Source organism: Paenibacillus sp. NAIST15-1, from assembly GCF_001894745.1.
GTDB classification, from domain to species: domain Bacteria; phylum Bacillota; class Bacilli; order Paenibacillales; family Paenibacillaceae; genus Paenibacillus_B; species Paenibacillus_B suaedae.
This window is the reverse complement of sequence record NZ_BBYF01000003.1, coordinates 11950-32391: the sequence shown is the minus strand read 5'-3', so window position 1 is coordinate 32391 and position 20442 is coordinate 11950. Positions and strand designations below refer to the sequence as shown.

Here is a 20442-nt window from a genome sequence, read left to right as displayed (position 1 = left end):
GAAAAAAGGAGTGCTAGGAAATGAATCAAATCTCTATTGTAAAGGCTGATCATCGATCCATGGTCAGCGCTAAGCTAAATGTAATGGCATTGGAATACATGGCGTTTTCACTTGCAGGATCTGAGGAGAAGAACACGGTCGAAGGGACATTTCGTACGCTATGGCAGCAGGAGAACAATCGTTTTAGTCATCAATACGCTTACGAAGCTCAAATGGACGGGAAAACTTTAGGGATGATTACTTGCTATCCCATACCTGTTTTAAATCGTCTTGCATGGCCCACATTTAAACAGCTGCTTTCATTCCGAAAGCTGGGTCTTGTTGTTTATAATATTCTGAATATCAAAATGTTTTATTCCATGATCACCATGAAGGAGGGAGAAGATGACGAGTTTCACATCGGAACAATCGCCTTATTGCCCGAAAGCCGGGGACTAGGGATGGGTACCAGGCTGCTTGAGTTTGCCGAGGAACTGGCTTGCCTGCAAGGCTTTGCCAAATGCTCTCTGACGGTAAAGAAAGAGAATCATCTTGCCCTTAAATTGTATCAGAGGATAGGCTACCAGATTACAGGTGAAATCAATAAACCAAAGTTATCGTTGTACAGAATGGTCAAAAATGTAGAACCTTCAACCATTTATAAAAAAGTGATACCGGATAACCCCTTTTGATTAAAGCATATGGCACAAGAAAGCTTAAAGCAAAACTTCACGAACGTGGACTTATCGTATCCAGGAGACGAATTGGCTGTATCATGAAGGCACAAGGCCTTGTATCTCCTACACAGTTCCCCATTATAAACCTCATAAGACTGTATGAAATCAGTCCCAGCAAACAATTGAACTGAATCGCCAATTTTAGCAAGATGAAGCTAAACGCGTTGTAGTCAGCGACCTGACTTATGTTAGAGTCAAAAACAGATGGCACTACATCTGTATGTTTGTCGATCTCTTTAATCAAGAAATTAATGGATTCAGTGCGGGGCCTAACAAAGATGCTGCACTCGAAATGCGGGCATTTGCTTAGCACAAAGTGTTCTACGTCAGATCCAATTATTCCATACCGATCGTGGTAGTGAATTTAAGAATCAGTTGATCGATGAAACGTTGACTGTATTCCAAATAGGTTTCCTTTTATGGTCATGTCCTCTACATATATCCATACTAAATCGATATATTTGAATAGACTGTAAAGAACTATGTGCTTTGCACTGATCGCTCAAGGAGGAATCGTATGGATGACTCATGTGTACTCGGCCCTTTAGATCCAAAGGAAAGACGACATAAAGCGTATCAAATTCGAAAACAAGCAGCTAAAGAAGAAAAGTCGCGCAAAATCCTACCTCAGCCTTGCAATCACGATGAAAGAAAGTATCCGAACAAAATCGGAAATTTCTCGAAGGGACTGCCGCATAACGGTCTTGGAGAAGTTGATCAGCATGCCTACGGGGCATATCTCAAAGCATTGAAGAGCGGCAAGCCAAGTAAATTCGAGGAAATTCCACTCGGTGGAACGCTCAAGTTCGTTAATCCGCAAGGCGCTTACGTGTATGATCTTGCTGGTCCCGACGGACATTCCTTAACGATTCCAGCCCCGCCTTCGATAAACAGTGCAGCCGCTGCCAGCGATATGGTAGAACTATACTGGCAATCGTTGTTGCGGGATGTTTCGTTCAATAGCTATGACAGGGATCCATTAGCGGCTGCAGCAGCGGGGAGCCTTTCGAATCTGAAGGATTTTTACGGGCCCAAAATAAATGGACAAGTAACACCGCAAACTTTATTTCGCGGCGTTACGCAAGGAGATCTGGTAGGGCCGTATATCTCACAATTTTTATACAAAGATATACCATTTGGCGCCACTGCTATTATTCAAAAATACAAAGTACCTTTGGCAGGTCAACATTTCTTAACAGATTATCAATCATGGCTGAACATTCAAAACGGCGCTGCCCCGTCTGCTTCCATCATATATGATCCTGAACCTCGTTTTTTAAGAAACGGAAGAGATCTAAGTGAATGGGTGCATAAAGATTTTTCTTATCAAGGTGTGTTAATGGCCTGTTTATATTTGTTGAGCTTGGGATCTTCTGCACTTGATCCGGCCAATCCGTATTTCCATTCGCGCACCCAAACTGGATTTGTTACCTTTGGTTCTCCGTATATTTTGGATTTGGTCGCACGGGCCGCGAATTTCTCGATGGAGTCTGCCTGGTATCAGAAATTTCTTGTGCATCGGAGACTGCGGCCGGAAGAGTTTGGCGGTCTCGTTCAACAGAAATTAACGAACAATGCAAATTATCCGATTAATGAGCAGCTCGTGAATTCTCCTGCAGTTGATCTAACCTTCAATAAATACGGAACCTACTTGCTGCCACAGGCTTATCCGGAAGGCTGCCCGGCACATCCGTCCTATCCGGCAGGTCATGCCGTAATTGCCGGCGCAGGCGTCACGATGTTAAAGGCGTTCTTCAACGAAGATTTTGTTCTCCCGAACCCAGTTACAGTGAGCAAAGACGGTCTGTCCCTTGAGCCCTTTAACGGAGCGCCGCTCACAATAGGCGGTGAATTGAATAAGCTTGCCAATAACTTGGCTATCGCTCGGGCATTTGCTGGCATTCATTATCGCTCTGACTGTTTCGATGGCATGAATTTGGGCGAGGCTGCCGCCATTGGTTTGCTTCGCAACTACAGGCATACGTTTAACGAGCCATTCTGCGGGTTTAAGCTTACGAAATTCGACGGCACAACTATAATTGTAAAATGATTGCCCGAGTATAAAGAGCCTCTAACTATCCTTTCCTCGAGAAGTAGTACAAGGTGTTTATGAAAATATAGGTTGTTATAAAACAGTGACAGTATGGACGCGAAAATTAAGTCCTAGACTGTCACTGTTTATATCACTATTAATCCCATTTAAAGAGGCGAAGAGACATACTCATACATATTACTGTAAGTACAATCATTAAGCCCAAGTTGAGTTAACAAGCTCGTGTAATCCACAGCGGTTTTGTAAAGAGATGCAGTGACCTCACAAAGTGGTGCTTTTGCCTGCACCGTTTGCGCCCAGTAAGCCAAAACCTTCACCACGACAAATCGATAGATTTAGATGATCAACTGCTTTGACATTGGCGTAAGACTTGCTCAAGTTTTCTACCTTGATTGTTGTTTCCACGTGATCAGCTCCCTCCTTAATGCTCTCTTTGCATAAATAAAATAACACCAGAGCAAAGTCTGGTGTTAAAGTGTAGGGTTTGTTGTAAATTTCGTTTTCATTTCTCCAAGGCGAGTGAGCATCATTCGAGCGTTGTTCTCGGCGTATTGCAGGGATGTAAGCCCAAATTGATCATGCTTCTTCTACATTCGTGTGTAACCGTTTCAAGCTGGTATCAAACTCTTTCTCGATAGCTTCGTCCCGTTGATAGGTAAACAGACTTATGGCAATAATGACGATAAGGTTGACGATAAATCCGGGAATGATTTCGTATACATCTCTAGTAATTTGCAAGTCAATATTTTTCCAAATAATCACTGTTGTTGCGCCTGCTAACATTCCGACAATGGCACCCCAATTGGTCATTTTTCTCCAGTATAGGCTTAACAGGATAACGGGGCCAAAGGAAGCGCCAAAACCGGCCCAGGCGTAAGCGACAAGACTTAAAATGGTTTTGTTTTCACCGCCCAGCGCAAGCAGGCAGGCAATGACTGAAATCGTTAGAACAGACATTCGTCCAAAGAACACAAGTTCTTTATCAGAGGCATTTTTACGCAGAATCAGCTTATATAAATCTTCTGTCAATGCACTTGAGGTTACAATGAGCTGAGAAGAAACCGTGCTCATTATTGCAGCCAATACGGCAGCAAGGACAAGTCCAGCAATAAACGGATGGAATAAAATTTGTCCAAGTTGAATGAAGACAGCTTCTGGATTAGACAATGTATAATTTGTTTGTGCAAAAAAAGCAAGACCTACTAATGCTGTTAATGAAGCGCCAAGTAATGCGGCAACCATCCAGCCCATACCAATACGTCGCGCTGTTTTGGTCTCTTGTGCAGAGCGGATGGCCATAAAGCGGACGATAATATGCGGTTGGCCAACATAGCCAAGTCCCCAGGCAGCTGCAGAGATGATGCCGAGCACAGTAGTTCCGTTAAATAAATCTAGGAGGGACGGATCTATGGCTCTGATTGTATCAACGGTGTTAGCAAACCCACCCGTCTCGCTCATAGCTAATACCGGTACAAGGATAAGAGCAAGCAGCATGATAAGTCCTTGGACAAAGTCCGTCCAACTGACAGCAAGAAAGCCCCCAAACAATGTATAGGCAACAACCACTCCGGATACGAGGAGCAGCCCCGCTATGTAAGGAAGAGAGAAGGAGTTTTCAAAAAAGACGGCTCCTGCCACCATACCTGAGGAAATATAGAACGTAAAGAAAATGAGGATAACAATGGAGGAAACAATCCGCAGAAGTTTGGTGCTATCCTTAAATCGATTTTCCAAAAATGACGGAATGGTAATGGAGTTCCCGGAAACTTCCGTGTATGTGCGCAAACGTGGAGCAATAAACAGCCAGTTCAGATAGGCGCCAACCGATAAGCCAATGGCAATCCAGATATTTGACAGTCCTGTCAGGTAAATTCCTCCCGGAAGCCCCATTAACAGCCATCCGCTCATATCGGCAGCGCCAGCACTTAAAGCGGTTACAGCAGGCCCTAAGGAACGTCCCCCTAACATATAGTCCGTCAAGTTTGTCGTTTTTCGGAAAGCATACCACCCTATACTCAGCATAGTTGCCATATATATCACGATGGCAATAATTCTTGAAATATCTTCTAACACTGTTCCACCTCGTTTAAAAGATGATATTATTCAATATATTACCATTATTACGACATATTGACTTGAATTTTAAAAGTGAGTTGAACGCTACTAAGTGGGATGTTCGTACATCGTTATCTGGGAGCATCAGAGAACTTCAACTTGCCAATAGACGGAGAGGGGTCAGCCTGAAGTGCCAAAAACCCGCATAAATTGCGGGTTTTTGAACCGTTATTGTTGGGAGATGAAAGGCGTTATCCAGTAAACTCCTGAACCCATGTGTTGTTATAAAAAGCAATACCGATATGGGTATAACTATTATTCAGTATATTTGCTCTGTGGCCTGGGCTATTCATCCAATCCTTCATAACCTGGGTAGGGGTGGTTTGCCCTTTTGCGATGTTCTCTCCAGCGGTGTTGAATGTAATCCCGAATTCCTTCAACATATCGAAGGGGGATCCATGTGTGGGAGAATTATGATCAAAGTAATTGTTGTTGTACATGTCCTGTGCCTTGACCATAGCCACATTTGACAATTCTCCACTCCTACTTAAGGAACCTAATCCTGTTTTGGATCTTTCTTGATTTACTAGATCCAGAACCTGCTGCTCGAATTCGGATAAATGATTATCCATAGTACCTTCCTGTACTGATCCTGTTGAACCTGTTGGCTCCTTATTTTCAGGATTCCCTGTAGGTACCTGGTTTGCTGGATTTCCATCCGGTGTTCGAATCAGATCCAACAAATCCAATGGAATTCCATTTTGTGCTTCTTTTGTTGTCATGGAAGATCGCTCTTTCCATGACGTAGCTGTTGATGATGCCTGTGTGAGGACAGAGTTTGGCGCAGTAGTATGATCATGAGTTGAAGTTCGTGTTTGCTTAGGAGTCACTTGCTTTTGCATCATATTGTTATGGGACGAACAACCTGTCACCAATAATAATACTGCTAATACAAAAAACTTTGCCATTAGCCAACCTCCTAGATCCGTTAATTAATGAAGTTACCGGATTTAGGTTTTCCTGCAAGCCTTTTACTTATTCCTCAGTACGGTTTTGGAATAAGACCAAGTTCCTCATAAAGGCGCACAGTATTAGGATGGATTCCAAAGCTACGCGCGATTTCTGCTGTTCTGTACGTATTCATGAATCCTATCACCTCATCTCTGCACGATAATATCATCACTTAAAAGTCTGGTGTGCAGAAAGAATGTAATCACGATCACGGCCAGCACTAAATAGGTGGGGGAAGCTTTTACCTGGAAGGTAGTTTAAAACCTTGATTTTCTTCTGACTGGTACGTGCCGTTATCGAATCTATTAATATAGCATATTATGTAAAGCAACGTGAAATCTACAAATGTTGCGAAAAGGGGATGGATATAAATGGCTTCATTTGAAATTGGGGCGAGATGTCTTTTCAATTTTCGAAACGAACGCTTTTTCCTATTAGTTGAAGATGAAATTAAAGTTCCAGATAAAGGTGTGGAGATTGATCCGGTTAATATCTATGAAATTGACCAGCAAACTTTCAATTTTATCGGTGCTGAAGGAGATACGAACGAGTGTGTACCAGTTGCGACACTCCCAATTGTACCACCTGGATTTAAATTAGAACGAAAATGTATTTTTACAGTAGATAACGCATACTGGGTAATCTATGATTTAGAAGATGGAACTGACAACAATGTTATATTAATCATCGATGCAGCTTTATTTAACTCATTGAAAAATGCTGGTGTTCGTGAATGTGTTCCTCAAAATTTCATTAGTTAAATGGATCAGACCTCAAGTAGAATACTTTTTGAAAAAAATTACCCCTCGTAGTTTTTTACGGGGGGAATTTTTTATGTATAAGCCTTGATGTTGTAACGTTGAATATGCATCAGGAATATTACTTTGGGCACAGATATCACTGCGGTTACAGCAAAAACGAAACAGCCTTAGCCCGATGGAAGCACGAGCTAAGACTGTTAAAGCATTTTATTTTACTGTCTATTTTACGGGGATCAGCTCAGTCATGGATAAAAACAGGACAGAAATGCCCTTCTTTGTTCCATAAGAAATGGAGCTCCTGAAATTAAGCGTATCGCTCGATCAGCGCTTCATACACACTTTTTGGACGGAGTCCGACTAATTTCTCTACCGGCTCGCCGTTATGAAACATAATGACGGTCGGCATGGACATAACGCGGTATTCAGACGCGATGGCAGGGGAGTCGTCACAGTCTATCTTGACTACGTTTACCCGTTCCCCGTATTGATGATCCAACTCGTCAAGAATTGGAAGAAGCGCTTTACATGGCGGGCACCACGTTGCTCCGAATTCAACAAGTGTAACCCCTTGCTCGCGAATAAATTCGCGAAATGATTGTTCATTAACTTCGTATATACTCATCGTTATTCCTCCCGGTTCGTTGTTTGTCTTTCCTTCATAATGAAGCGGATGCGCTCTTGCAGATTGGACTTTATAGATTGAAGAAGATGAATTTGCTCGTCGATTTCCGCAAGCTTTTGCTCATATATCGGGAGCACTTCTTGGCAGAAGGCTTCTTCATTCTTGAGGACGCATTGCAGAAATCCAGCGATTTGCTCCGTTGTAAGTCCAAGGCTTAAATAAAACTGAATGGTGCGAACTTGTTCTTCCGCAAACGTTGAATATTCGCGGTAGCCATTCGTATGCCTAGCGGGAGTAAGCAATCCCTGCTGCTCATAATAACGCAGTGAGCGAAGGCTAACCCCAGTTCGGGCGGAAAGTTCACCGATTCTCATATTCAAATCCCCTTCACGAATGATTCTTCTTCATTATAAACCCTGACATTAGTGTTAAGGTCAACCACTACTTGATGTAATGTATCCAAAATAGTTGTTTTACCAAGCTAATGGCCATCGTAAATGCTAAGCCACGTATGATTAATAATGTTATTTCCAATAAAATGATCAAAAGTTATACTTAGTGTCTGTGTCTAATGAATAAGGAGATGAATGATAAAATGGAACAATCCGAACTAGTAGAGAAGCTCATAAAAGAAGGTGACGTAGAACGTATTCGATTGCTTTTACAAGATGGATTAAACCCAAATCAGTCCGTGAGCTGTTATGATTCTTACTTGGAATGTGCTTTTGATTATGAACAAATTGAAATTGCAAGATTATTCATTGATTTCGGCACGATACTCTCGAGTGATGTAATGGTCAATGCTGCTAGATGTGCAGATCGGAGTCTATTTGAATATTTACTTTCTAAGGGTGCGGATATAAATGCAATTAATCATGTTGGACACTCTGCACTTAGCAGAGCTCTTGCATTCAACAATGAAACAGGTGCTTACGCTTTAATTGACTTAGGAATCGATTTAAGAATTACAGGAGAGAGAACGCTCATCGATTGTGCTTATGACGGCAGAAATCATTTTATAGAACTTCTTGCAAGTAAAGGAGTGAATATTAACTGTTACGTAACGAATAGCAATCAATATTGGCTTGGCATTACGCCCTTAATTTCTGCTGTGCAAGGTGGTCATTTAGAGACTGTTACATATTTCATTCAAAACGGTGCTGACACAACAATGACTGATCAATTAGGGTGCCGTGCATACAACTATTCAAGAATTTACAAATACGCTGAGTTAGAACAATACCTCAAGTCACATGAGCCTTCCGAATATCATGACTATCAAAAACGAACGGAACAACTATTGAATAGTGGCTTGCCTAAAGAAGTTATTAAGGAATTAGGAACCGTAGAGAAGCGAATTGATTTTGAATCAGATAATTACAGCGAGTATCTTATTTTAGGTACCATTTTTGATGTTGTGCGTTTCGTGTATTATGACTATGAATTGTATAATCTCGTGTTAGAGGTAGATAATTATGACGCATTTGGCTTTTTCACATGGTGCCCAAGTTTGAACAAGTTTGTCAGTGTGGACATTGAACATGAGTGGGTATATATTTTGCATGATATGACTTGGGAAAGCTTCTTACGAAATCCGGGAATTTATATCGACCGTATTATTAATTTCGAGTATGATTCTGAAATCGAGACATAGGGAAGCGAGGAAGTCTACTTTTTAATTAGCGCTAATCCCAAGTTTTGGGGATATTTTAGGCCATGAGTGAAAGTGGCTTGTCTTAGGAGAGGAGATAAAAAAATGATTGAATTACGAAAAATAACCGGGGATAATATCGATGAAGTAATAGCACTTGAAGTTGGAGGAAACCAGAAAGACTTTATAGAAACGACTAACCTCAGAAGCTTTGCAGACGCGCATATGTTGATGAGAAAATAACAGAATCCATAGTAGAATAGGATCTCTCGGAAAGAAATGCAAGCTTTCAAGGTCTCGACCCATAATAAACTCAAATATTCAGAAGGAAAAATTTATTCCAAACCAACAGTAATGGCATTTGCGCAAATACAATAAAACCTCCAGTTCCACATCGTGGGCTGGAGGTCTTTTTGTTTTGAATGGTGATCCCTAAAAGGGCACCAAGTATCCTATTTAAATAAATTCAACGTCGTAATGATGATCGGCATGGCAAACACGTCGATAAGAAAGGCGCCTACAATGGGAACGATCAGGTACGCTTTGCGGGAAGGCCCGAAGCGTTCCGTTACCGCAGCCATATTGGCCATTGCATTGGGTGTGGCGCCGAGGCCATGTCCGGTGAACCCGGCGACCATCACGGCGGCATCATAGTCTTTGCCCAGCAACCTGAACAAAACAAATATCCCGAACAGAACGATAAAGAGGACTTGGATCAGCACGATGGCGAGAATCGGAAGGGCAAGATCCGCCACTTCCCATAACTTGATGCTCATAAGCGCCATGGACAGGAAGATACCAAGTGTAACATCGCTAACCAGATTGATGCTCTTCATGTCGATGGCATTCGGATTAAATCTGTCCACAATGTTGCGGACGATAACGGCCACGAACATGGCTCCGACATATCCAGGAAGGACAAAGCCTGTCGCTGACGTGAACAGTTCTCCCAAATACGTGCCAAGCGCCATACAGAATGTAATGAGCAGCACTTGGATGAAGAAGGAATTTGTCGTTATCGGTTGAACGTATGCTTCTACGCTCGCTGCTGCTTCTTCATTTGTTTCCGTCGGCTTCAGGTTGTATTTCGCTATCAAATATTTTACCGTAGGGCCTCCAACCAGACCGCCTGCGATTAGACCGAAGGTAGCTGACGCGATCCCAATTGACAATGCCGAATGGATTCCCAGATCTTCAATGGTTTGTCCAAATGCGCTTGCCGCTCCATGTCCGCCTTCCATAGACACGGCTCCTGCCATCATCCCAATAAGCGGATGAATGTCGAATAAGGAGGCGAGGGAAACCCCGATTACATTTTGCGCCAAAGCGAGGAATCCGCAGGCAAGCCAGTAAATGACGAGCAATTTGCCACCTAATTTGATGAGTTGAAAGCTTGCTCCCAATCCTACCGTGGTGAAGAACGTGAGCATGAATAGACTTTGGAGCGAAGTATCCAAGGTAATTTCCAATAGACCTGTCGCTTTCAGGATCGTTGCTAGGATAGCAAACAGCAGTCCACCAACAACGGGCGCTGGAATACAAAACTTTTGCAGTACTCCCGATTTTCTGACAAAAAAGGTTCCTAGTACAAGCAGGGCTACAGCCAAAAATATCGTACTCACTTGATTAAGCGCCAGCGTCATCAGTATTCCTCCCCATAAATGTCATGATAGCTTCATTCGTCAAGTATGCTCCCAATTTTATGGTTCTTCCGTTCTCGTCAACAGCCGGGTTCACCTCGCAAATATCAAACGAAAGCGTTTTCTTATGAGCGGCGACTGTGCGAATAAGGGTACGTACGACCATCGGTGTTAATCCGAAAGGAGAGGGAGCGCTGACTCCCGGCGCAAATGCCGCATTGAGAACGTCGGTACATAGGGTGAGCATGACATATTCTTGTTGTTCCATGAACGTGTGTAAGGATGAAATGATGGTATCGATCTGTTCTTCATGCATATCTTCTTCAAGAATGTAGCGGGCACCGAGTTCGTCCGCTTTGTCGAACAGTTCTTGTGTATTCCCGAAACGCTGGATGCCAAGCACCAAGTAGCTGCTGCTCTGATCCTGCTCTAGTATTTGGCGGAACATCGTTCCTGATGATGGCTGAGTGTCGTAGGGGCGTAGGTCGAAATGGGCGTCAATGTTGATAATTCCTAGCGGAGCATCTGGTCCGATATGCTGGCGAACACCTAAATAATGTCCATATAGCGTCTCATGTCCTCCGCCTAAAATAATGGGAGTAGCAGATTTGGCAAAGAGATCAGAGACGGCACAGCCCAATGCTGCCTGGGCATCTTCAAGCTTGTCATTGGAACAAGTCACATTTCCCGCATCGACAAGGCGATGATCTTCCGCTGTTCTCCAGGGGAGGCTTGCGAGAGCTTGCCTGATCGCATTCGGAGCCTTTGCCGCTCCTAATCTCCCTTGATTGCGCCGCACGCCTTCTTCGCATTCAAAGCCGATGATGGCGCAAGTGTTTGGAGAAAAGGTTTCCCATGGTGCATCCAGCTCCATCCGCTCCACAATTTGATGGTAGCGGAAGCTGCTTCTTCTCTCTGCATGATCCGTTCGGCCGACCCATACATCGGCTCCAATCGATTTTCGCAATGACCCCACCCTTTCTCGTATGCTGTTGTTTCATTATATGATGACATTCTTATAATTTTAAATATATAATATAAATATATTAATAGCTTTAAGCTATAAATAGGGAAAGGAAGATCGTTCTGGATATCAAACAACTCCATTATTTTGTGACGGTTGCCGATCAGTTAAGCTATTCCAGAGCCGCGCAAAAACTGCATATATCACAGCCCTCTTTAAGCAATGCTATTAAAAACTTGGAGCATGAGGTCGGATCGCCGTTGTTCGAACGAAGCACGAGAAAAATCGAACTGACGGACGCGGGCAGCGTGTTGTATGAGAAGTCGATTCGGCTGCTCTCCCAAATGAACATTTTGAAAAAAGAGATGGAGGAAGTAAAGCTGACCGGAAGAGGGGAGCTCGTGATTGGCATGATCGAGTCCGTAAGGCAATGGGTGCCCCAAGTGATCCGTGAATATCACAGTCGCTTTCCTTCGATGCATATTAAGCTGTTCGAGGTGCTGAGCAGAAAGGCGGTCGTCGATTCCTTGCGGAAATACCATACCCACCTCGTCATTACGAACCAGTGCATCCATGAAGGCGATATTGAATCGCTCCCTTTGTATAAGGAAAGGTTAGTCCTAGTGCTGCATCGGGAACACGCTTTAGCCCAGAAGGATTCCATTACATTCAAAGAGTTGGAGAAAGAACCCTTCATTATTAGCATGGAAGGTTTCCAGACGAGAGAAGATATTTTGAGAGCCTTTGCGTTCGAGCAATCATCTCCGAACATCAAATTCGAAATCGAACGGTTTGAGACTGCACTGACATTAGTAAGAGAAAACCTTGGGGTTGCTATTATTCCAGAAAATTATTTGGTTGAACCGAAGGATGAATCGATTGTCCGCAAAACGTTGGATTCACCTGCGTTGGAACGTACAGTCTATTTGATGGTTATGAAAAATCGGTATTTGGCCCCTGCAGTTCAGTGCTTCTTGGAAGAGATACAACGCAACTTTGCGCCGAGGCACAAAGCAACGGATGTGATATATCGTATGGGTAAGGGTGAAAAAGAGAAGTTAGAGAGTAGTAATCTTTAAGGTAAGGAGGTTCGTGCCATTTCTTTACTTTGTATCTGTTCGTGAAGTTCATAGATATCATCGTGGTATTTGCAAGCTTCGCAAAAATCATGAGAAAGCTCAATAATAAGATGAAAGAGGTATCAATGAGATGGAACAAATCAAAGCTATAAAAACCGAAATAGGTGAAATTCATGGAAGAGACGCGATCTTTCTGGATGATATTCAATTCAATTATCAAAAGAATGAAGTTAAAGATAAGTGGTTCATTATGTACAGAATCGGATTATGATGAGTTTATTGGATACGAGTTGCTATTCAAGAAAGTTTATTACTTTAATATGGTTGAGTTAGATGTGAGTTTTCAGATGTTTGATGATTCATACAATGAATGTTGTAGTTTTGCGGAAATATATAATACAAAAATACTTAGAGATATAAAAAATGCAAGAAATATGGAGTTAAAGCAATATGTAATATATACATATGACGACGATCGCATGTGAAGAATTCGAATTAAGATTAAAAAATTAAGAGCAGTAGGCGACGTTACACGAAAGGCTAAGAGAACAAATCGAAGCAATCAACTTAAATGGATAAGATCTAGGGTTGAATATTTATGTTCCAAAGCTCGAACCATCGTAACTAGGAGGTAGGCTCTCGGAGCGTAGATAAGATCGTTATATGAAATTTCAATAGTCAATCTTGTCGGTGTGACGCATCCTCCACTCCACGAGACGCTTGATTCTTCTTGGAGTCGTGGTAGAGCTTTTTCTCCCTTCTTGCCTTTCTTTGTTTTATTTTTACGCTTGCGTTGTTTCTTGGGTTTGAGATTTTTGTCCACAGTAGGCCCGAGTCGGTTGAAAAAAGAGTTTAGCAACGTTTCACACATATTTTTACCAATTGAAGATGTAGTAGAAATAAAGAATCCCCCTACAGAAGTAGGAGGATGACAAGCCCTCGCTATTCGACAGCTTCGACCGTGACGATCGGATTGGCCAGCAGATTCGTCTTGATCGATGCATCACCGCTGTCCTCCAGTTGCGCCTCGAAATAATCCTTGAACCGGCTGAAATGCTTCTGCATCCGGTCTGCGGCCCGCACGGAGGCCAGCATTTGAATCCCCTTGAATCCAATCATTACCACCGCGGCAGTGCATAACAATTCAGCGGGTTCAGGACGTCTCGGATCGTCATATACATTAGCCTCTCCCGGCCGAGTCCTGAAAGTCAGGATCCCATTCGTATTTCTCGCGCACAATCCGGTTCACCTCGTCGGCGATGCGATCCCATTTTTCATGCGGGTGCTGTCGAATCATCCGGTGCAGCCGGAGCAAGCGCACCTTCGGCAGTCGATGGGCGTAGCGTCGTACCAATCCGGGATAGGCGAGCACGTAACGCTTCATGCGTACGGCCGCGCCGGCCACGCCCGCCAGGATGTCCTGGCCGTTGTCCAGCCCGAGAATTTCCGGCTCATAATGGATGACAAACTGGAACGTCCGATCCTTGATCAGATCCCGCTTGATTTTGGCGATCTCGCCGATGTAATCGGCCAATAGCGGATCATATTGCTGTAGCAAGAGCGGTTCCAGTTCCAGCTCCATATCTTTGCGCAGTGCGAAGTAATGAAGCAGTGCCAACTGCTGCAGCCGAATCGTATCGTTGCGGATTAACGGCAGCAGCTGGCGCAGCAGTTCGTAGGTGAGCTGCTTGTCGTCATCCCAATGCGAGAAGGCGTGCTCCCAGTCGCGGTATAGATCCTGAGCCAGCTTCTCCTGCTCGCGCTGCAGCAGCTGGTCCAGCTCGCGGCTGGCTTCGGCGGACCTCGCCTTGCGCTGGACGAACCAGAGCAGGCCGATAAGCAGAATGGACGCTGCGGCGCAGAGCGCCATCTGACCGAATGTGTCGCTAAGCAGGATGCCGATGAGCCCAAGCAGCAGGGCGAAGAGCTGCTTCGTCTGCATTGATCGCCTCACCCGGGCGGCCGCGTACCGTTCGATCGGGCGCAGCGAGGTTTTGCCGCAGACAGGACAGACATCTTCCTCCAGCGCGGTGAAGGCCTGACACGAGCCGCATCGATGCACGAGATGATAGAGCTGCTTCGGCTTGCGGTACGGTCTGAAATAGACAGGTATTTTTTTCATGTCGGTCTCCCGCTCTCTCCGTTCACAATAGAGACAAGCCGGGCGTCAATATCCGCCGGCGAAGGCGTCGTCTTCCGCCGAACCCAATAGAGGACGGTCTGGCTGGCGACAAATAGAAACAAAATTGCGATACAACAGTATGCTAACATAGTGAGTTCCTTCCTTTTAACAGCAAACTAGAGTAATAGGATATGCTCCGCAAGCCCATAGTAAACCTATCAAGGCTGCGTGTCCTTGTATTCGTATACTGATTAGACAAATTTCGACAATTGTATCCTTCATTCGGATGACTTTGTCCCTATTGCATAGTGTCGAATAAGGTTGAACTTTATAGTTACTGATTATATCATAATGACAGATTGGTGATAGAATCGACAAATATATTGTCATTTCAGACGATATGGTGGCGGGGAAGTCGAGAAAATTCAGAAAATGTTCATCTAATCTTAATAACTATAAGGTATAACAAAATAGTGCCTTCTTCAGTGGCGCATGTGTGCCTGCCATTAACCTATCACTTTATGATAAAGGAGTACAATTATGCTTCGGAGAAAATTAGCTGCTTACATGATGTTATTCACTCTGGCATTCGGCTTGCTGCCCATGCTCGGGAAGGTGCCTGCAGCGCAGGCGGCCGAGGCGGCCTCGAAGATCGATGCCATGCTTGTTATCGATGTGAGTAATTCGATGGATACGAGCGATACAGACAAGATCGGCAACGAAGCGATGAAGATGTTCATCGATATGCTGTCTTCCGCAGGCGACAAAGTCGGCATCGTCGCTTATACCGATAAAATCGAACGCGAGAAAGCGCTGCTGGAAATTCAGTCCCAGGAGGACAAGGAGGATCTGAAGCAGTTCATCGATCAATTGAACCGCGGGGCCTATACCGATATCGCGGTTGGGGTGAAGGAAGGCGTCAAGGTGCTCGAGCAGGGAGCCGACCCGGCCCATGAGCCGATGATCGTGCTGCTGGCTGACGGCAACAACTATTTGAACAAGAACAGCGGCCGCACGCAGGCGAAGTCGGATCTGGAGCTGAGCGCGGCGGTAAAAGAAGCGAAGCAAAAGGGCATCCCGATCTATACGATCGGACTGAACGCCGACGGGCAGTTGAACAAGGAAGCGCTGGCCGAATTGTCGAAGCAGACGAACGGCAAATCGTTCGTCACATCGTCGGCGGACGACCTTCCGCAAATATTGAGCGAAATTTTTGCCAGCCATCAGAAGCTGAAAATCGTTCCGGTCCAGCCGATCACCGGGAACGGGAGCTATCAGGACGTGACGGTGAACGTGCCGAATGCGAACGTCATGGAGGCCAATATTTCGATCCTGTCCTCGAAGCCGGTTGAATTGAAGCTGTACGACCCGTCCGGCAAGGAGGTCGCGATTCCTTCCGATGACGTCCAGCTATCCCGTTCGAATAGCTATTCGCTCCTGAAGCTGATCCAACCGGTCCAGGGCGACTGGAAGCTGAAGGTCAAGGGGGCGGATAAGGACAAGATCGATATTAATCTCGTCTTCAACTATGATCTGGATCTGACGATGGACCCGATTTCGGCCAAAACGTATAAAAAAGGCGATAAAATCAAAATCGGCGCCTACTTGACCAGCAATGGCCGGAAGCTGCAAAATGATGCGCTGTACCAGAACATGAGCGCCGTGCTGAATGTCAAGGATCTCGATACCGGCGATACGGTCGATCTTCCCCTCGCTCAGGCGGGCAACCGCTTCGAAGGGGAATTCGAGGTGAAGGACAAGCATGATTACGAGATCATAGTAAGGGCGGAGGAGAAAAGCTTCTACCGGGAGACGGAGCCGGTCAAGGTGAGCGCCAAGCCCGCGGGCGCCGGATCGTCTGCTCAAGCAGGGGCAGGCGAAGGAGATGCGGCTAAGCCGTTCCCGACGTGGATCGTCTATGCGGCTATCGTCCTCATCGTCCTCGCTCTGACCGCCGGGTTCCTCCTCGCGGCATGGAAGAAGGCGAACCGCGGCTTCGTCGGCCAGATGGTCATCGAGATCCGCGATGAGAATACGGGAGAGAAGACCTATCCGCAATATAAGAAGTTGACCGCCTTCAAAGGCAAATTCACGATTCACCAGCTGCTGCAGTTGGCGCCTGAGTTCAAGGAGACCGAGAAGATGGTGTTTATGCCGGGCAAGAGCGACCGCATCCTGCTCAAGAACGGATCGGCCGGGACAGTTGAGAAATCGGGCCGCGCCGTCGATGCGAGCAGAGGGCTGGAGATGAAGAGCGGCGACCGGATTACAGTGCCGCTGCAACAGGTTGATAAAACGGTCTGGATTGAATATATCGTGTAGAACCGTTCCGCAAGCCCGTTTTTGAACTTGAAATGATAGGGAGGAACATCCATTTATGAAACCAATCGTCAGAGAACATATTCAGCAATTGGACGTATCGCTAGGCGGAGGCATCGTCAGCGACAAGATCCGCGTCGACACGATCGACAATCCGATCCTGATTATCGGCTTGGGAGGGACCGGCATCGACGCCCTGCTGCGCTTGAAGTATCAGATCAATCGCAGATTCAAGCTGCCAGAGGATCCGATCTCGAAGAAGAAGCGCGGGAAGCCGGACAATGTGGAGTTCCTGGCATTCGAGACGAATGAACAGGATCGCAACAAAACATACCGCGGCATCGGACTCGATCCGCTCAATGAATTCGTGCTGCTGTCGAACGCCGAGATAGGCGGGCTGCTGCAGAACCGCAGCATTCTGGAGCCATATATTACCGAGTGGCTCTCCCCTGAGCTGAGCATCACCGACGGAATGAACGGCGCCGCCGGCGTGCGCCAGGCGGGCCGCCTGCTTCTGTTCACCAAGATCAATCAGGTCGTGCAGGCGATTGACAAGAAGATTAAGACGCTGTCCGTCGGCACGAACAAGAAGCTGATGGTGTTTCTGCTGTCCGGCTTGTCCGGCGGGACCGGCAGCGGCTGCTTCTTGGACATCGCCTATATCGTGCGCGGCATTATCGAGCGGGATTATGGCTCGGCGGGCATCGATCGCGTCAATACGCTCGGCTATCTGTTCACTCCGGACGTGAACCTGTCGAACAAGAGCCTAAGCGAGCATACGCGCGAATATATCAAGAAGAACGGCTACGCTGCGCTCAAGGAGCTTGATTACTGGATGAACGTCGATAGCCGCGGCGAGCGCTTCCGGCAGAAGTACGGCAACATTTTGACGGTCAATTCTCCGCTGTCACCGTTCAACCTGTGCCATCTGATCTCGGCGACGAACACGGAAGGGAAGCTGCTGGAGAACGCGTATGACTACTGTATGAACGTGACGGCGGAGAACATCACGAACTTCATGGCGAGCGAGGAGAAGCAGTCCGGCGAGGAATTCGCGATTCACGATTACATCAGCAACATCCGCACGAATATCGCCCAGATGAACCGGGCGTATCCGGCGAATTACGAATACAACATCATCGGGGCTTCGTCGGCCGTCTTGCCGATTGAAGAGATGACGACCTATCTCGGGTACCGCCTGTTCCAGAAGATGGAGAAGATGTTCCAGAAGGCGCCGAGCCAGGAGGAGGTCGAGAAGTTCGCCCGCAAGCTAGGCGTCGATCTCGACACGATGGTGCAGACGTTCGAATCGCGCGTGCCGGAGCCGCTGCCAGGCTTCGAGAACAGCGAGCGCCTGAGCTATAACAATGTCATCAAAATGCAAGTCGTCAATATGGATACGGAGCTGGAGCAGACATTCCTAGCACGGGCGCGCGAGGAATACATCAAGGCGAAGAAGCAGCTTCCCGGCGAGATCGTCGGCAGCTTCACCGATCAGATCCGGCGGATGTTCCTCCATCCGGAGCAGGGGCCGTTCTATGTGTCTCGTCTTATCTACACGGAGAAGGGCTTCTGCTTGTTGAAAATGCTGCTCTCCTACATCGAGACGCTGCGCGAAAATCTGCATCATATTCCGCGCGACATCGAGGCGGCACAAGAGCAGGCGAGCGAGCGTCTCGGCGATGCGAAGAGCGCCTTTATTTCCAAGGACAAGAAGAAAAATATGTACATCGAAGCCAAAATTCAGGAATATTGGCTGCATGCCGATGTGGAGCGCACGGAGCAGATGATCGAATTCTACGAAGATCTGTATCAGTTGTTGAACCATGAGAACAACCGCATTTATAGCGTATTTACTGAAATATTGAACGCGCTCAACTCGATCTTCGAGAAGAACGGCGACATTCTGATCAACGGCGAGGAGCAAGCCGACCATAAGGGGAACCGGACCTATTACTGGAACATCGTCAGCGTACCGGACATCTCGAAAGTGATCAGCAACATTATGGATCAGAAGGAAGTCGACGACCTGATCCGCGACTTCTCGCTGGAACTGCTGAATCACTCGAACCAATGGGTCAAGGAGCAGGAGCTTGATATCGTCAGATCGATTTCGGATTTCCTTTCGGACAAGTTCGGCGATCTGATTACGCAATCCATGGAAGAGTTCCTTGTCATGAAGTTCGGCAACGACGAGTCGATCGATAAGTTCGTCGAGCGCCAGATCGCGAGCAAGCTGGATGACGAGGCGGTTCCGGTGTTCCATTTGAGCAACAGCTCGGGCAATCTGCATTTTCCGCGCTGGGGCTTCGTATCAGTGCCCGTCAAGGCGCCGAGCATTCTCAAAGGGATCCGCAACTACCAGAACAATGCGGTCGGCAAGTCGAACTTCACCGTCAAGGAGAGTGAGGTGAAGAACCGCATATTCTGGCTGAATACGCATAACGGGGTGCCGCTCTTCGTCTATACGCCGCTCAAAGTATACGAGGAGAGTTATGAGCGCACGATTCTCGACAAAGAAGGGATCGGCCGCCATCTCGTGCAGACAGACAAGGCGAACTGGACGTATCTTCCTTCCCCAATCCCGGAGCAATCATGGGGAGATACGTACCGGAACGAACGGGTGCAGAAATACAACGCCCGCGTCCGCACCGAGTTCGAGCGGGGCGCGCGGTTCAAGACCGTCATCGAGAAGGGGATGGACGACAATACGAGCAACCGCTATGCCGTCGTCTTCACGAAGCCGTTCAACCTCACGGACATGCTCACAAGCTACGATCTGCAGCTGCAGGCCGCGAAGCCGAATCTCGGGGAAGTGAAGCGCGCATACCTGGATCTGAAGCGGCTGCTCGAAGAGGGCTTGGAGCCGGTTGAGACCAAAGATATTTTCGGCAGCATCAGCGAGGAGCTGGCGAAGGAGAATCTGATCCGTTCGCCGGAGCTGATCGCGCGTCTGCGTGAGGAGCTGGCCAAGTACGAAGCGATCAAGGCGAAGGTGGTGGAGTTCGAGCAATTGCTCGGACAGCATCAGGACGAGGAGAAGCAGCAGGATCAATTCATCGAAGCGATGTACACCGGAACGATCTGCAAAAAAGGCGCGCTCTATGTATATGACCGCGACGAGGAAGAGGAAGCGTGGGAGCCGTTCGTCAATCTAATGAAGAGCCGGGATTATGTCGAGTACGAGGTATACGAGCACTTCCGCGGCCTGGATGAGAAGCATCGCGGCACGCTGCTGCGCAAATCGGCCCGCCGCGCCGCCGAGATGACGGCAACGGAGGATGTCGATCCGCTGCTGGCGAAGCTGGATGAGCTGTACACGGCGTTCCTAGAGGCGCGCGAGCGGCTGGAATACGAGAAAATCGAACTGGCGAACGGCGAGGATACGTACCAGTTCTACAAGCAGTTGACGACCAAGCTGAACGCCATTCGGAGAAAGTTGAAATAAG

The 20442-nt window shown here is 46.7% G+C and carries 21 protein-coding genes and 1 pseudogene; 11 read left to right on the top strand and 11 right to left on the bottom strand.

Annotated features, from left to right (window positions below; all coding sequences use genetic code 11):
• Positions 1-20: 20 nt before the first annotated feature.
• From PBN151_RS07700 to PBN151_RS07690, 4 genes and pseudogenes are all read left to right on the top strand, one after another.
• Entirely contained in the window at positions 21-671 is a 651-nt protein-coding gene (locus PBN151_RS07700; protein WP_072728551.1) for a GNAT family N-acetyltransferase, read from the top strand.
• Complete coding sequence (locus tag PBN151_RS32495; protein WP_072728550.1) at positions 668-847, top strand: IS3 family transposase; 180 nt, start codon at positions 668-670, stop codon at positions 845-847. The genes PBN151_RS07700 and PBN151_RS32495 overlap by 4 nt, the downstream gene beginning before the upstream one ends.
• Positions 848-957: 110 nt before the next feature.
• A pseudogene (locus PBN151_RS32635) lies at positions 958-1124 on the top strand (IS3 family transposase); the annotation flags it as partial.
• A 109-nt stretch (positions 1125-1233) separates the two neighbouring features.
• Positions 1234-2766 carry a vanadium-dependent haloperoxidase gene (locus PBN151_RS07690; protein WP_083545047.1) on the top strand — a complete coding sequence of 511 codons (1533 nt, stop codon included), beginning with the start codon at positions 1234-1236 and terminating at the stop codon, positions 2764-2766.
• Between the two features lie 264 nt (positions 2767-3030).
• Here the strand turns inward: PBN151_RS07690 and PBN151_RS30360 are convergent, their stop codons facing one another.
• The 4 genes from PBN151_RS30360 to PBN151_RS32490 all read right to left on the bottom strand — a co-directional run bounded on the left by PBN151_RS30360 (position 3031) and on the right by PBN151_RS32490 (position 5968).
• Positions 3031-3174 carry an ATP-binding cassette domain-containing protein gene (locus PBN151_RS30360; RefSeq protein WP_227774503.1) on the bottom strand — a complete coding sequence of 48 codons (144 nt, stop codon included), beginning with the start codon at positions 3172-3174 and terminating at the stop codon, positions 3031-3033.
• Between the two features lie 171 nt (positions 3175-3345).
• On the bottom strand, positions 3346-4842 hold the full coding sequence (gene putP / locus PBN151_RS07685) for a sodium/proline symporter PutP (RefSeq protein WP_072728548.1): 1497 nt from the start codon (positions 4840-4842) through the stop codon (positions 3346-3348).
• A 233-nt stretch (positions 4843-5075) separates the two neighbouring features.
• The gene (locus PBN151_RS07680; RefSeq protein ID WP_072728547.1) at positions 5076-5792 is read right to left on the bottom strand and encodes a CAP domain-containing protein; all 717 of its coding nucleotides are present in this window, start codon (positions 5790-5792) and stop codon (positions 5076-5078) included.
• A gap of 74 nt (positions 5793-5866) precedes the next feature.
• Positions 5867-5968, bottom strand: a complete 102-nt coding sequence (locus PBN151_RS32490) for a MerR family DNA-binding transcriptional regulator (protein ID WP_370510407.1) — start codon at positions 5966-5968, stop codon at positions 5867-5869.
• 238 nt (positions 5969-6206) lie between these two features.
• On the opposite strand from PBN151_RS32490, the gene PBN151_RS07670 reads away from it, so the two are divergent.
• Complete coding sequence (locus PBN151_RS07670) at positions 6207-6596, top strand: spore coat protein (RefSeq protein WP_072728546.1); 390 nt, start codon at positions 6207-6209, stop codon at positions 6594-6596.
• 304 nt (positions 6597-6900) lie between these two features.
• Here the strand turns inward: PBN151_RS07670 and trxA are convergent, their stop codons facing one another.
• Both trxA and PBN151_RS07660 read right to left on the bottom strand, forming a co-directional pair.
• Positions 6901-7218, bottom strand: coding sequence for a thioredoxin (gene trxA, locus PBN151_RS07665; protein WP_072728545.1), 318 nt, complete (start codon positions 7216-7218; stop codon positions 6901-6903).
• Between the two features lie 2 nt (positions 7219-7220).
• Positions 7221-7592, bottom strand: a complete 372-nt coding sequence (locus PBN151_RS07660; protein WP_028532044.1) for a MerR family transcriptional regulator — start codon at positions 7590-7592, stop codon at positions 7221-7223.
• A gap of 197 nt (positions 7593-7789) precedes the next feature.
• Between PBN151_RS07660 and PBN151_RS07655 the strand changes: the two genes are divergently transcribed.
• Together PBN151_RS07655 and PBN151_RS31125 are read left to right on the top strand one after the other, a co-directional pair.
• Positions 7790-8872 (top strand): ankyrin repeat domain-containing protein, encoded by a 1083-nt coding sequence (locus PBN151_RS07655; protein WP_139295305.1) that lies wholly within the window; start codon positions 7790-7792, stop codon positions 8870-8872.
• Between the two features lie 102 nt (positions 8873-8974).
• Complete coding sequence (locus tag PBN151_RS31125) at positions 8975-9112, top strand: hypothetical protein (RefSeq protein WP_175560654.1); 138 nt, start codon at positions 8975-8977, stop codon at positions 9110-9112.
• Between the two features lie 209 nt (positions 9113-9321).
• On the opposite strand, the gene gltS is transcribed toward PBN151_RS31125, so the two are convergent.
• Together gltS and hutG are read right to left on the bottom strand one after the other, a co-directional pair.
• Complete coding sequence (gene gltS / locus PBN151_RS07650) at positions 9322-10512, bottom strand: sodium/glutamate symporter (RefSeq protein ID WP_072728543.1); 1191 nt, start codon at positions 10510-10512, stop codon at positions 9322-9324.
• Positions 10496-11485, bottom strand: coding sequence for a formimidoylglutamase (hutG, locus tag PBN151_RS07645; protein ID WP_072728542.1), 990 nt, complete (start codon positions 11483-11485; stop codon positions 10496-10498). The genes gltS and hutG overlap by 17 nt, the downstream gene beginning before the upstream one ends.
• A 110-nt stretch (positions 11486-11595) precedes the next feature.
• Between hutG and PBN151_RS07640 the strand changes: the two genes are divergently transcribed.
• Complete coding sequence (locus PBN151_RS07640; protein ID WP_072728541.1) at positions 11596-12552, top strand: LysR family transcriptional regulator; 957 nt, start codon at positions 11596-11598, stop codon at positions 12550-12552.
• A 130-nt stretch (positions 12553-12682) separates the two neighbouring features.
• The gene (locus PBN151_RS31810) at positions 12683-12823 is read left to right on the top strand and encodes a hypothetical protein (protein WP_227774501.1); all 141 of its coding nucleotides are present in this window, start codon (positions 12683-12685) and stop codon (positions 12821-12823) included.
• Between the two features lie 671 nt (positions 12824-13494).
• On the opposite strand, the gene PBN151_RS31120 is transcribed toward PBN151_RS31810, so the two are convergent.
• From PBN151_RS31120 to PBN151_RS31115, 3 genes are all read right to left on the bottom strand, one after another.
• On the bottom strand, positions 13495-13647 hold the full coding sequence (locus PBN151_RS31120; protein ID WP_227774499.1) for a hypothetical protein: 153 nt from the start codon (positions 13645-13647) through the stop codon (positions 13495-13497).
• An 85-nt stretch (positions 13648-13732) separates the two neighbouring features.
• Entirely contained in the window at positions 13733-14674 is a 942-nt protein-coding gene (locus PBN151_RS07630) for a hypothetical protein (RefSeq protein WP_072728540.1), read from the bottom strand.
• A complete protein-coding gene (locus tag PBN151_RS31115) occupies positions 14671-14823 on the bottom strand; it encodes a hypothetical protein (RefSeq protein WP_175560651.1) in 153 nt (50 codons plus the stop codon). The genes PBN151_RS07630 and PBN151_RS31115 overlap by 4 nt, the downstream gene beginning before the upstream one ends.
• A gap of 391 nt (positions 14824-15214) precedes the next feature.
• Here PBN151_RS31115 and PBN151_RS07625 point away from each other — a divergent pair, with 391 nt between their 5' ends.
• Positions 15215-16996, top strand: a complete 1782-nt coding sequence (locus PBN151_RS07625) for a vWA domain-containing protein (RefSeq protein ID WP_072728539.1) — start codon at positions 15215-15217, stop codon at positions 16994-16996.
• Between the two features lie 55 nt (positions 16997-17051).
• Positions 17052-20441, top strand: coding sequence for a tubulin-like doman-containing protein (locus tag PBN151_RS07620; protein ID WP_072728538.1), 3390 nt, complete (start codon positions 17052-17054; stop codon positions 20439-20441).
• The last annotated feature ends 1 nt before the right edge of the window (position 20442 follow it).

Coding starts and splice junctions, on each gene's coding strand:
- PBN151_RS07700 (WP_072728551.1), top strand. CDS start 21: ATGAATCAAATCTCTATTGTAAAGGCTGATCATCGATCCATGGTCAGC.
- PBN151_RS07690 (WP_083545047.1), top strand. CDS start 1,234: ATGGATGACTCATGTGTACTCGGCCCTTTAGATCCAAAGGAAAGACGA.
- PBN151_RS07680 (WP_072728547.1), bottom strand. CDS start 5,792: ATGGCAAAGTTTTTTGTATTAGCAGTATTATTATTGGTGACAGGTTGT.
- PBN151_RS32490 (WP_370510407.1), bottom strand. CDS start 5,968: ATGAATACGTACAGAACAGCAGAAATCGCGCGTAGCTTTGGAATCCAT.
- PBN151_RS07670 (WP_072728546.1), top strand. CDS start 6,207: ATGGCTTCATTTGAAATTGGGGCGAGATGTCTTTTCAATTTTCGAAAC.
- trxA (WP_072728545.1), bottom strand. CDS start 7,218: ATGAGTATATACGAAGTTAATGAACAATCATTTCGCGAATTTATTCGC.
- PBN151_RS07660 (WP_028532044.1), bottom strand. CDS start 7,592: ATGAGAATCGGTGAACTTTCCGCCCGAACTGGGGTTAGCCTTCGCTCA.
- PBN151_RS07655 (WP_139295305.1), top strand. CDS start 7,790: ATGAATAAGGAGATGAATGATAAAATGGAACAATCCGAACTAGTAGAG.
- PBN151_RS31125 (WP_175560654.1), top strand. CDS start 8,975: ATGATTGAATTACGAAAAATAACCGGGGATAATATCGATGAAGTAATA.
- gltS (WP_072728543.1), bottom strand. CDS start 10,512: ATGACGCTGGCGCTTAATCAAGTGAGTACGATATTTTTGGCTGTAGCC.
- PBN151_RS31810 (WP_227774501.1), top strand. CDS start 12,683: ATGGAACAAATCAAAGCTATAAAAACCGAAATAGGTGAAATTCATGGA.
- PBN151_RS31120 (WP_227774499.1), bottom strand. CDS start 13,647: ATGCTGGCCTCCGTGCGGGCCGCAGACCGGATGCAGAAGCATTTCAGC.
- PBN151_RS07630 (WP_072728540.1), bottom strand. CDS start 14,674: ATGAAAAAAATACCTGTCTATTTCAGACCGTACCGCAAGCCGAAGCAG.
- PBN151_RS31115 (WP_175560651.1), bottom strand. CDS start 14,823: ATGTTAGCATACTGTTGTATCGCAATTTTGTTTCTATTTGTCGCCAGC.
- PBN151_RS07625 (WP_072728539.1), top strand. CDS start 15,215: ATGCTTCGGAGAAAATTAGCTGCTTACATGATGTTATTCACTCTGGCA.
- PBN151_RS07620 (WP_072728538.1), top strand. CDS start 17,052: ATGAAACCAATCGTCAGAGAACATATTCAGCAATTGGACGTATCGCTA.